Source organism: Streptomyces sp. NPDC101237 (genome assembly GCF_044767465.1).
Taxonomy (GTDB): Bacteria; Actinomycetota; Actinomycetes; order Streptomycetales; family Streptomycetaceae; genus Streptomyces; species Streptomyces gramineus.
Window position 1 is genome coordinate 589875 of record NZ_JBIWNY010000002.1, and the last position, 10612, is coordinate 600486.

The 10612-nt window shown below is 71.3% G+C and carries 9 protein-coding genes; 2 read left to right on the top strand and 7 right to left on the bottom strand.

Features of this window, described 5'->3' with window-relative positions; all coding sequences use genetic code 11:
* The gene (locus ACIRQ9_RS05800) at nucleotides 1-552 is read right to left on the bottom strand and encodes a peroxiredoxin (protein WP_351318802.1); all 552 of its coding nucleotides are present in this window, start codon (nucleotides 550-552) and stop codon (nucleotides 1-3) included.
* A 172-nt stretch (nucleotides 553-724) separates the two neighbouring features.
* Here ACIRQ9_RS05800 and ACIRQ9_RS05805 point away from each other — a divergent pair, with 172 nt between their 5' ends.
* Entirely contained in the window at nucleotides 725-1720 is a 996-nt protein-coding gene (locus ACIRQ9_RS05805; protein WP_404167482.1) for a LysR substrate-binding domain-containing protein, read from the top strand.
* A gap of 12 nt (nucleotides 1721-1732) precedes the next feature.
* Here ACIRQ9_RS05805 and ACIRQ9_RS05810 read toward each other — a convergent pair whose 3' ends face one another.
* The 5 genes from ACIRQ9_RS05810 to ACIRQ9_RS05830 all read right to left on the bottom strand — a co-directional run bounded on the left by ACIRQ9_RS05810 (nucleotide 1733) and on the right by ACIRQ9_RS05830 (nucleotide 6669).
* A complete protein-coding gene (locus ACIRQ9_RS05810) occupies nucleotides 1733-4078 on the bottom strand; it encodes an ABC transporter permease (RefSeq protein WP_404167484.1) in 2346 nt (781 codons plus the stop codon).
* On the bottom strand, nucleotides 4075-4764 hold the full coding sequence (locus ACIRQ9_RS05815) for an ABC transporter ATP-binding protein (protein WP_404167486.1): 690 nt from the start codon (nucleotides 4762-4764) through the stop codon (nucleotides 4075-4077). The genes ACIRQ9_RS05810 and ACIRQ9_RS05815 overlap by 4 nt, the downstream gene beginning before the upstream one ends.
* Nucleotides 4761-5285, bottom strand: coding sequence for a PadR family transcriptional regulator (locus ACIRQ9_RS05820; RefSeq protein WP_404167488.1), 525 nt, complete (start codon nucleotides 5283-5285; stop codon nucleotides 4761-4763). The genes ACIRQ9_RS05815 and ACIRQ9_RS05820 overlap by 4 nt, the downstream gene beginning before the upstream one ends.
* 215 nt (nucleotides 5286-5500) lie before the next feature.
* A complete protein-coding gene (locus tag ACIRQ9_RS05825; protein ID WP_404167490.1) occupies nucleotides 5501-5755 on the bottom strand; it encodes a hypothetical protein in 255 nt (84 codons plus the stop codon).
* Nucleotides 5752-6669, bottom strand: a complete 918-nt coding sequence (locus ACIRQ9_RS05830; protein WP_404167492.1) for an SPFH domain-containing protein — start codon at nucleotides 6667-6669, stop codon at nucleotides 5752-5754. Before ACIRQ9_RS05830 ends, ACIRQ9_RS05825 begins: the two co-directional genes overlap by 4 nt.
* 276 nt (nucleotides 6670-6945) lie before the next feature.
* On the opposite strand from ACIRQ9_RS05830, the gene ACIRQ9_RS05835 reads away from it, so the two are divergent.
* The gene (locus tag ACIRQ9_RS05835; RefSeq protein ID WP_404167494.1) at nucleotides 6946-9366 is read left to right on the top strand and encodes a transglycosylase domain-containing protein; all 2421 of its coding nucleotides are present in this window, start codon (nucleotides 6946-6948) and stop codon (nucleotides 9364-9366) included.
* 70 nt (nucleotides 9367-9436) lie between these two features.
* Here ACIRQ9_RS05835 and ACIRQ9_RS05840 read toward each other — a convergent pair.
* Nucleotides 9437-10612, bottom strand: a 1176-nt coding sequence (locus ACIRQ9_RS05840; protein ID WP_404167496.1) for a SpoIIE family protein phosphatase, incomplete at its 5' end; no start/stop codon positions are given.

The following is a 10612-nucleotide window of genomic DNA, read 5'->3' on the forward strand; positions in this document are numbered from 1 at the left end:
TCACTCACCGGCCAGCAGCGCGACCGGGTCCAGCGTCTCGTCGCCCTTGCTCCAGTTGCACGGGCAGAGCTCGTCCGTCTGGAGGGCGTCGAGGACCCGCAGGACCTCCTTGGGGTTACGGCCCACCGAGCCCGCGGTCACCATGGAGAACTGGATCTCGTTGTTCTGGTCGACGATGAACACCGCACGCTTGGCGAAGCCGTCCTCGCCCTCGATGCCGAGGTCGCGCATCAGCTCGTGCTTCGAGTCGGCCATCATCGGGAACGGCAGCTCGCGCAGGTCGTCGTGGTCCTTGCGCCAGGCGTGGTGGACGAACTCCGAGTCACCGGAGAAGCCGAGGACCTGTGCGTCACGGTCGGCGAACTCCTCGTTCAGCTTGCCGAACGCGGCGATCTCGGTCGGGCACACGAAGGTGAAGTCCTTGGGCCACGCGAAGACCACCTTCCAACCCTGGTAGGTCTTGTGGGTGATCGTCTCGAACTCCCGGCCCTTCTCCAGCGAGACGCAGGCGGTCAGTTCGAACTCGGGGAACTTGTCACCGACAGTGAGCACACGCTCTCCTTGCAGCGCGGAAGCACCCCGGATCGCGGGGTCGCCTCCGATGGGTTGGACGCCGCCGATGGTGGCACACGGTGCATTGATTCCTGAAATAGCTACACTCGGTCGGGTTGATCGGAGGTGGCTATCAGTGGCTGTGGGTAATCCCCTGGGGAGCGGTGCGGGCGTGGGAGGCAAACGCCGTCAGCCGAGTCTCGCCCAGCTGCGCGCCTTCGCCGCCGTCGCCGAACACCTCCACTTCCGTGACGCGGCCGCCGCGTTGGGCATGAGCCAGCCCGCGCTGTCCGGCGCCGTCTCCGCGCTGGAGGAGACGCTCGGCGTCACCCTCCTGGAGCGCACCACCCGCAAGGTGCTGCTCTCGCCCGCGGGCGAGCGGCTGGCGGTGCGGGCCGGGGCCGTACTGGAGGAGGTGCGGGCGCTGCTGGCGGAGGCCGAGGCGGTGCGGGCGCCGTTCACCGGCGCGCTGCGGCTCGGTGTCATCCCGACCGTCGCGCCCTACCTGCTGCCCACCGTGCTGCGGCTTGTCCACGACCGGTACCCGGACCTCGACCTCCAGGTCCACGAGGAGCAGACCGCCAGCCTGTTGGACGGCCTGACCGCCGGCCGTCTGGACCTGCTGCTCCTCGCCGTCCCCCTCGCCATCCCCGGCGTCGTGGAACTCCCGCTGTACGACGAGGACTTCGTGCTCGTCACACCGCTGGACGAGCCGCTCGGCGGGCGGGCCGGCATCGCGCGCGAGGCGCTGCGGGAGCTGAACCTGCTGCTCCTGGACGAGGGGCACTGCCTGCGCGACCAGGCCCTGGACATCTGCCGCGAGGCCGGGCGGGAACTCAGAGGGGCCGGGCGGGGCGCCTCGGCCACGGGCGGCGGGCGACGCGAGGGCGCGCCGGTCACCACCACGGCCGCCGGCCTGGCCACCCTCGTCCAGCTGGTGGCCGGCGGCCTCGGCTGCACCCTGCTGCCGCGCACCGCCGTCCAGGTGGAGACCAGCCGCAGCGACCGGCTGCTCACCGGCGTCTTCGCCGAGCCCGCCCCGAGCCGCCGGATCGCCCTCGCCATGCGTGCCGGGGCAGCGCGCGGCGCCGAGTACCGGGAGCTGGCGGACGCGTTGCGCGAAGCGCTGCGGCCACTGCCCGTCCGGGTACTCGGCGCCGATGCGTAGGCCTCCCGGCCGCTACTCCGTGCGCAGCCCGTCCGGGCGCATCAGGCGCAGCAGCGGCGGCAGGCTCAGCAGCGTCACCGCGAGGACGACGGCCGCGCCGAAGCCGGTCATCGCCAGCACGCCGGGCCAGTCCACGCTCACCGTGGAGCCGACCATCTTCAGCAGCACCGTGCCCAGCGTCAGCCCGACCACTCCCGCCAGCACCAGCCCGAGCCCGACGGGGATCGCGGTCTGCCACAGCACCGACAGGCTCAGCGTGCGCCGCCGGGTGCCGAAGGCGACCAGCGCCGACAGCAGCTTCTTGCGCTCGCGCAGCTGCTCCAGCTGACCGACCAGCAGGCTCGCGCCGATCAGCGCCAGGACGGCGGCGGCACCGACGAACAGCCCGGTGCGGATCGAGTCGAACTGGCCGCTGCGCTCGAACGAGGTCAGCGTCTGCGCCTGCATCAGCGGGTCGAGCCGGGCCGCCGTGTTGATCACGTACTCGTTGGCGTCCCGCACCCCCGAGTCGACGGACAGGTAGACCACGCCCCGCACCGCGGTGCTGGAGCCGGCCGGCAGCGCGCCCGGGGTGAGCAGGAAACCGCCCCGCTCGTAACCGGTGGGGTCCTCGCGGGTCCGCGCCTGCTTCAGCCCGGCCGGTACCGTCCAGCGCACCGGAGCGCTGTCGGTGCCACCGCTGTAGGAGGGGTTCAGGTAGAGCGTCCGGCCCTGCCTCTCCCCGGACTTCAGCAGGTCCGTCGTCAGGGAGTCGCTCTCGGAGCCCTTCACCTGGAACGCGTCGCCGTCGTGGCAGGACGGCAGAGTGGCGACCTCCCGCAGCGAGGCGCAACTGCCCACGCTCACCTGGGCGGTGTGCTTCGGCTCCTTCTTCAGGTCGCCGGCCTCGCCGTCCGCGATCGAGACGACCTTGCGGACCCCCTTGGTGCCGCTCATCGCCTCGGCCACCTCGGGCACCGCGACACCGCTCGGCACCTGGACCTCCATCTGGGCCCGGTTGAGGTCGTTCCCGGTCTGCTTGGTGTAGTCGGCCTCGACGCCGGAGAAGAGCATCTGGAGGGCGATCGCGCCGGCCACCGCCACCGCGATGCCATTCACCAGCCGGGCGGCCGTACCGCTGCTCAACTGGAGCCGGCGGACGGCCAGCTGCCAGGCCACCGCGCCCCTGCCGAGCCGTGCGACGACCGATTCGACGACCCACGGCAGCAGCGCCGTGACACCGACCAGGAGCAGCAGCACACCGCCGGTGACCAGGTACTCGTTGAAGTCGCCGCCGCCGCGGCCCTGCCCGATCATCGGGAGGAGCGCCGCCAGACCGGCCACCGGGAGCAGCAGCCGCCACCACAGCCGGCGCCGGCGGGGCTTCGCCGTGCGCACCACGCCGAGCGGCTCGATGACCACGCCGCGCAGCGTGAACAGCGTCACCAGCACGGCCGCCGCCGGGACGGCCACCGCCACCAGCGCGGCCAGCAGCGGCGAGGGGTTGAGGTAGCTCGGGAACACGCTGATGCCGAACACCTCGGCGGTGCCCGCGAACTGCCGGCCCAGCAGGAAGAAGCCGACGCCGAAGACCAGGCCGAGCAGCGCGCCCGCCATGGCCTCGCCGGCCGCGATCCGCCGTACCATCCGGCCGTCCGAGCCGACCAGCCGCAGCGCGGCCAGCCGCCGGTCACGGCGTTCGCCGCCGAAGCGGACCGCCGCCGCGACGAACACGGCGACCGGCATCAGCAGCACCACGAACACCACGAGGACCAGCAGGGTGAGGACCGGGTCGGTCTCCGCGTCCGGCGACCTGGGGCTGCCGAAGTGGTCGATCCGGGCCACGTTCGGCGGGTCGATGTGGGCGGTGAGGTCGTCGGAGCCCGCGTAGTAGGCGAGTTCCTGCGAGCCGGTCAGCCCGCTCTCGGCGATGGTCGCGGTGATCCGGTACGGCAGCCGGGCGCGCAGCAGGGCTCCGTCGGAGGAGTCCAGCAGCCGCTTGAGCGCGGGTGAGACGGCCATCTCGCCGGCGGCCGGGTACCGGGTGAGGCCGGGCGGCACCGGAGCCTTCGCGCCCTCCCGCTGGATCATCCGGCCGCGGATGTCGCGGCCCTGGAAGGGGGTGTTGATGTCCGCGATGACGAACGTCTTCTCGCTCGGCTTCACCGGGTGGTAGACGTACGTGTAGTCCGCGCGTGCCACGTCACGCTGGTGGCGTACGGCCAGCGCGCTCGGGATGGCCGTGGTGAGCAGCAGCAGCGCCACTCCCAGGCCCACGCCGACGGCGGTCAGCGTGGCCCGGAACCAGCCCTCGCGTCCGCCTCCGAAGGCGAACCTGACCCCGAGGCCCAGATCCCTCGACCACTGCCTCACGTTCATACCGCCCGCTCCATGTCCCGGGACTTGCCGTCGCGGACGACGACCTCGCGGTCCGAGTAGGCGGCCACCCGGGCCTCGTGCGTGACGAGGACGACGGCCGCGTTGGTGGAGCGGGCCGCGTCGGTCAGCAGCTCCATGACGCGCTCGCCGTTGAGGGAGTCGAGCGCCCCGGTCGGCTCGTCGGCGAAGAGCACCCGGGGTTCGGTCACCAGCGCCCTGGCCACCGCGACCCGCTGCCCCTGGCCGCCGGAGACCTCGCCGGGCCGCTTGCGGCCGAGGTCGTCGACCTCCAGCTTCTGCATCCAGCCGAGCGCCCTGCGCTCGGCCTCCTTGCGGGAGGTGCCGTTCAGCCGCAGCGGCAGCGCCACGTTCTCCACGCAGGTCAGCTCGGGTACCAGCTGGCCGAACTGGAAGACGAACCCGAACTCGCTGCGGCGCAGGGCGCTGCGCTCGGTGTCGCTCATGGTGGCCATCTCGCGTCCGGCGTAGACGATCGAGCCGGAGTCGGGCGGCACGATGCCGGCGAGGCAGTGCAGCAGGGTCGACTTGCCGGAGCCGGACGGCCCCATCACGGCGACGACCTCGCCAGGATGTATCGAGAACCCGGCCCCGTCGAGGGCGAGGGTGGGACCGTAGGCCTTGTGCAGGTCCTCGGCCGCGAGCAGCGAACCGGCGGGAGCGGTCACCTGGTCACCTCCGTGCGGAGCTTGTCGAGACGGGCGGCGGTCAGTTCCAGCCAGCGCAGGTCCGCCTCCAGGTGGAACAGGGCGTGGTCGCAGACGAGCTGGTCGGCGAGGTCGCCGCGGCGCTTGCGGTCGGTCAGGATCCGCATGCTGCGCAGGTGCTCGGAGCGCTGGCGGTCGAGGATGTCACCGGCCTCGCGGTGGGTGAGCAGGGCGAGCACGACCTTGGTGTACAGGGTCGACTGGAGGTACTCCTCCGGCTTCTCCGGAGTCGCCAGCCACTTCTCGACGTCGGTGACGCCGGCGTCGGTGATGGCGTACCGCTTGCGCTCGGGGCCGCCGCCGGCCTCGATGCCGTCGACTTCCACGAGCCCGTTCTTCAGCAGGCGGGACATCGTCGAGTAGACCTGGCCGTAGTGGAGCGGCCGGTCGTGACCGAACTTCTCGTCGAAGGCCCGCTTGAGGTCGTAACCGTGGCGCGGGCCGGACTCCAGGAGCCCCAGGAGGGTGTGACCGATGGACATGAGCAGCACTCTACACACGGTGTATACCTGCCATGTATACGCTCAGTGTGTAGATCATGGCGGGGTGTGCGAACGCCCAGTTGGGAGCCGATTGTCACGGTTCTGCGACAGCCCGGCGCGAGGAATCCGGGGCGCAGCCGGGCGGTGGCGAGCGCCGGGGCGGACGTGCAGGGGCCGGGGTCCGCTGCGGGGCGGTCGCGGGGGAGTGCGGTGGTTCAGCTGGGCGGGGGCTCCGGGGCGGAGCCGCCCGGGGGGCGGCCGCGGCGGGGCAGGGGGCCCGTGTCGCGCGGGAGCCGGCCCGCCTCCGCGAGCGCGCGCCGCAGCAGGAACTCGATCTGCGCGTTGGCCGACCGCAGTTCGTCCCCGGCCCACCGGGCCAGGGCGTCGTACACGGACGGGTCCAGCCGCAGCAGCACCTGCTTGCGCTGCCGCGGCCGGCGCCGCGGCGCCTCCTCGGGCGAGTCGGTCACTGGTACAGCGTCCCGGTGTTGAGCACCGGCTGCGGGGCCCGGTCCCCGCACAGCACCACCATCAGGTTGGACACCATCGCCGCCTTGCGCTCCTCGTCCAGTTCCACGATGCCCTGCTCGGCGATCCGCGCGAGCGCCGCCTCGACCATGCCCACCGCGCCGTCGACGATCTGCCGCCGCGCGGCCACCACCGCGCCGGCCTGCTGCCGCTGGAGCATCGCCGAGGCGATCTCGGGAGCGTACGCGAGGTGCGTGAACCGCGACTCCACGACCCGCACCCCGGCCGCCTCCACCCGCGCCTGGAGCTCGACCGCCAGCTTCTCGGTGATCTCCTCGGCGTTGCCGCGCAGCGAGAGGCCGCCCTCGTCGTGGGCGTCGTACGGGTACTCGATGGCGATGTGCCGGACGGCGGTCTCCGTCTGCGTGGACACGAACTCCGTGAAGTCGTCGACCTCGAAGACGGCCTGGGCGGTGTCCTGGACCTTCCACACGACGACCGCGGCGAGCTCGATCGGGTTGCCGTAGGCGTCGTTGACCTTGAGGACGGCGGTCTCGTGGTTGCGGACCCGGGTGGAGATCTTGGTGCGCGAGGTGAAGGGGTTGACCCAGCGCAGCCCGTCCTGCCGGATCGTGCCCCGGTACCGCCCGAAGAGCTGGACGACCCGTGCCTCGCCCGGCGCCACCGTGTTCAGGCCGCGCATCGCGATGACGGAGGCGATCAGGACGACGACGCCTCCGGCCGCGAAGCCGGGATTCACCGAGGATGCGACGAACAGCGCGACGGCGGCGAGCAGGCCCACCAGGCCCAGCAGCAGGGCGAGTCCGCCGCCGATGCTGTGCGCGACGGACTCCCGCACGCGCGGGGCCGGCATCTCGGGTATGTCGGCGGTCGCCGACGGGTCGTGGACGGACATGGTCTCCCCCTTGGGTGACGGGCTGCGGCACTGACGTGCTCTGTCTAGCTTCCTTCTATCCAAGTGATATCACTTTATGCGTCGAGGCAACCCTGGATGCCTCCCGCTCGTCGGTTCCGTTGGGGCAGGGTGCTGATTGTCACGTCCATAAAGGGTGGATCATCTGCTCTTTGTCATAGAGAGCGGTGTTAGCTTTCGGAGCTGACCTGAGCCAAGTACTTGTGTGATGCCCGTACACACGTGTGACAGCCGAGACGAAGCGGAGCAGACGGACTCATGGGACGAGCGGAAGAGAGAAAAGCGCGCCAGCGCGGCGGCCGCCGCGCCGCGCCCGGACGCCGCTCGTCGCCGCCGGCCGCACCCGGGACCCCCGAGATCCTCGAGTCCCCCGGCGGCACCACGAGGGCGGTGCGGACGCCGCAGGCCGAGGGCGGCACCCGCGCGGAGCGCCGCAAGGCCGCCGCGAAGGGCGGCCCCGCCAAGGGCGGCAAGCCCGCCAAGGGCCGCATACGCCGGCTGTTCACCTGGAAGAAGATGCTCGGCACCTTCCTCGGCCTGTGCCTGCTCGGCATCGGCGGCTTCATCGTGCTCTACATGATGGTGTCGGTCCCCGCGGGCAACTCCCTCGCGCAGACGCAGAGCAACGTCTACAAGTACAGCGACGGCTCGGTCCTGGCCCGCAAGGGCACCGTCAACCGCGAGATCGTGGACCTGTCCAAGGTCCCGAAGGACGTCCAGCACACCTTCGTCGCCGCCGAGAACAAGTCCTTCTACAGCGACAACGGCATCGACCTGAAGGGCATGGCCCGCGGCCTCTACAACACGGCACGGGGCCGCGGCACCCAGGGCGGTTCGACGATCACCCAGCAGTACGTCAAGAACTACTACCTGGACCAGAACCAGACCGTCACGCGCAAGCTGAAGGAACTGGTCATCTCGCTGAAGGTGGACCGCGAGAAGTCCAAGGACGAGATCCTCGCCGGCTACATCAACACCAGCTACTACGGCCGCGGCGCCTACGGCATCCAGGCCGCCGCCCAGGCCTACTACCGCGTCGACGCCCAGGACCTCACGGTCCAGCAGGGCGCCTACCTCGCTTCGCTGCTCCAGGCGCCGAGCCAGTACGACTGGGCGGTTGCGGGTCCCATCGGCAAGAGGCTGGTGCGGGACCGCTGGAACTATACGCTGAACAACATGGTCGGCCAGGGCTGGCTGGACAAGACCAAGCGTGACGGCATGAAGTTCCCCGTGCCCAAGGAGCCCAAGGCCGCCTCCGGTCTGGAGGGCCAGAAGGGCTACCTGGTCGAACTGGCCAACACCCAGCTGGAGAACCAGCTGATGAAGACGCAGGGCCTCACCCGCTCCGAGGCGGAGGCCCAGGTCGTCGACCAGGGCTGGACGATCACCCTCAACATCGACCCGAAGCGGCAGGCCAAGCTGGAGGCGGCCGTCAAGGGCCAGCTCACCAGCAAGCTCGACGGCAAGAAGCGGACGGTCGACAAGAACGTCCAGGCGGGCGCCGTCTCCGTCGACCCGAAGACGGGCAAGATCGTCGCCCTGTACGGCGGCATCGACTACTACAAGCACTACACGAACAACGCCACCCGCGCCGACTACCAGCCGGCGTCCACCTTCAAGCCGATCATCCTCGCCGCCGCCCTGGACCAGGACGCCAAGACGCAGGACGGCAAGGACATCAACGCCAACACGATCTACGACGGCACCAGCGGCCGCCCGGTCAAGGGCAGCGACATCGCCTTCTCGCCGCCGAACGAGGACGACGCCGACTACGGGAACATCACCGTGCAGACGGCGATGAACAAGTCCGTCAACTCGGTGTTCGCGCAGATGGGCGTCGACGTCGGCATGAAGAACGTGATGAAGGCCGCCGACGACCTCGGCCTGGACACCACCAACCTGCCGGCGGTGCCCGCGCAGACCCTGGGCAGCATGGGCGCGAGCCCCCTGGAGATGGCCGGGGTCTACGCCACCCTCGACAACCACGGCAAGAAGGTCACCCCGACCATCCTCGCGTCGGCGGAGAAGACCGGCCGCAGGGTCGACCCGCCGGACCCGGTCGGCGACCCGGTGATCAGCATGAGCGCCGCCGACCAGGTGACCTCCGTCCTGACCGGCGTGGTCGACGACGGCACGGCCAAGGTGTCGGTCGCCCAGAACCCGCTGCGCAAGGGCCAGCAGGTGGCCGGCAAGACGGGTACCTCCGACAACAACAAGTCGGCCTGGTTCACCGGCTACACGCCCGACCTGGTGACGTCGGTGGGGCTGTTCGGCGAGGACTACAAGAAGCACAGCCAGGTGTCCCTCACCGGCGCCACCGGTCTGATCCCCGGCACCGGCCGCATCAACGGTGGCGGGTACCCGGCGCAGATCTGGGCGACGTACACCTTCGGCGTCACGAAGAAGCAGAAGTTCGACCTGAACACCGACCTCGGCGCGGCCGTCCAGCCGACCGAGTCCCCGTCGAAGTCCGCGACCCCGTCCGAGACGCCGTCCGAGACGCCGAGCCAGACCCCGACCAAGTCCGCGCCGCCGTCCAAATCGCCGTCCAACTCGCCGAGCCAGAGCGCGACGACGTCGGCGCCGCCGTCCAACTCGCCGTCGAACTCGCCGAGCCAGAGCCCGACGGGCGGCATCACGGACAACCCGCTGGACCCGGCGGCGGACGAATTCCAGTAGCCGTACGGCCGCGGCCCCGGTGGGGGCCGCGGCCGCACGGCGGTTCCGCGGCGCCCCGACACCGGCGGCGCTAGCGGTTCAGCTCGAACCAGACCACCTTGCCGGTGCTCAGCCGGGTCGCTCCCCACCGTCTGGCCAGTCTGTTGACGAGGTACAGCCCCCGGCCGCCCTCGTCCGTCGCACGGGCCTGCCGCAGCCGCGGCAACTGCGGCACGTCGTCGCCGACCTCGCAGCGCAGCACGTCGGTCCGCAGCAACCGCAGCGTCACCGGCCGGGTGGCGTACCGCACCGCGTTCGTCACGACCTCGCTGACGAGCAGTTCCACGGAGTCGGTCAGCTCCTCCAGGCCCCAGCGCGCCAGCGCCCGCCGGGCCAGCCGCCGGGCCCGCGCCGGCGCCGCGTCCTCCGGCTCCAGGAACCAGTACGCCACGTCGCTCGGCGCGATCCCGTCGAACCGGGCCGCGAGCAGCGCGATGTCGTCGTCGCGGTCACCGGGCCCGAGCATGTCGAGCACCTCGTCGCACAGCGCTTCGAGCGGCGGCGGATGGTCCGGGCCGGTCAGCTGCGCGGTCGCGGCGAGCTTCTCGCGCAGCTGCTCTATGCCGGTCCACACGTCCCGCAGCCGCGACTCCACGAGACCGTCGGTGTACAGCAGCAGCGTCGCCCCGGCCGGCGCGTCCAGCTCGACGGCCTCGAAGTCGACCCCGCCCACCCCGATCGGCGCCCCCGGCGGCACCCGCAGCACCTCGGCATGACCGCCCAGGTGCAGCAGGACCGGCGGCGGATGCCCGGCGTTGGCGATGGTGATGCGGTGCGAGACCGGGTCGTACACCGCGTACAGGCAGGTCGCCATCCGGTCGGTGCCCAGCCGCTGCGCCTGCTCGTCCAGGTGGTGCAGGACCTCCTGCGGCGGCAGGTCCAGGCCCGCCAGCGTCTGCGCGGTGGTCCGCAGCTGTCCCATGATGGCCGCCGAGGTCATCGAGTGGCCCATGACGTCGCCCACGACCAGCGCCACCCGGCTGCCCGGCAGCGGGATCGCGTCGTACCAGTCGCCGCCGACCCGCGCGGTCTCGGCGGCCGGCAGGTAGCGCGAGGCCAGCCGCACGCCGGTGGCGCTCGGCAGGTGCTCGGGCAGCATGGTCCGCTGCAGCTCGTCGGCGATGTAGGCCTCCCGGCCGTACAGCACCGCCTTGTCGATGCCGAGCGCGCTGTGCGTGGCCAGCTGGGCGGCGACCAGCAGGTCGTC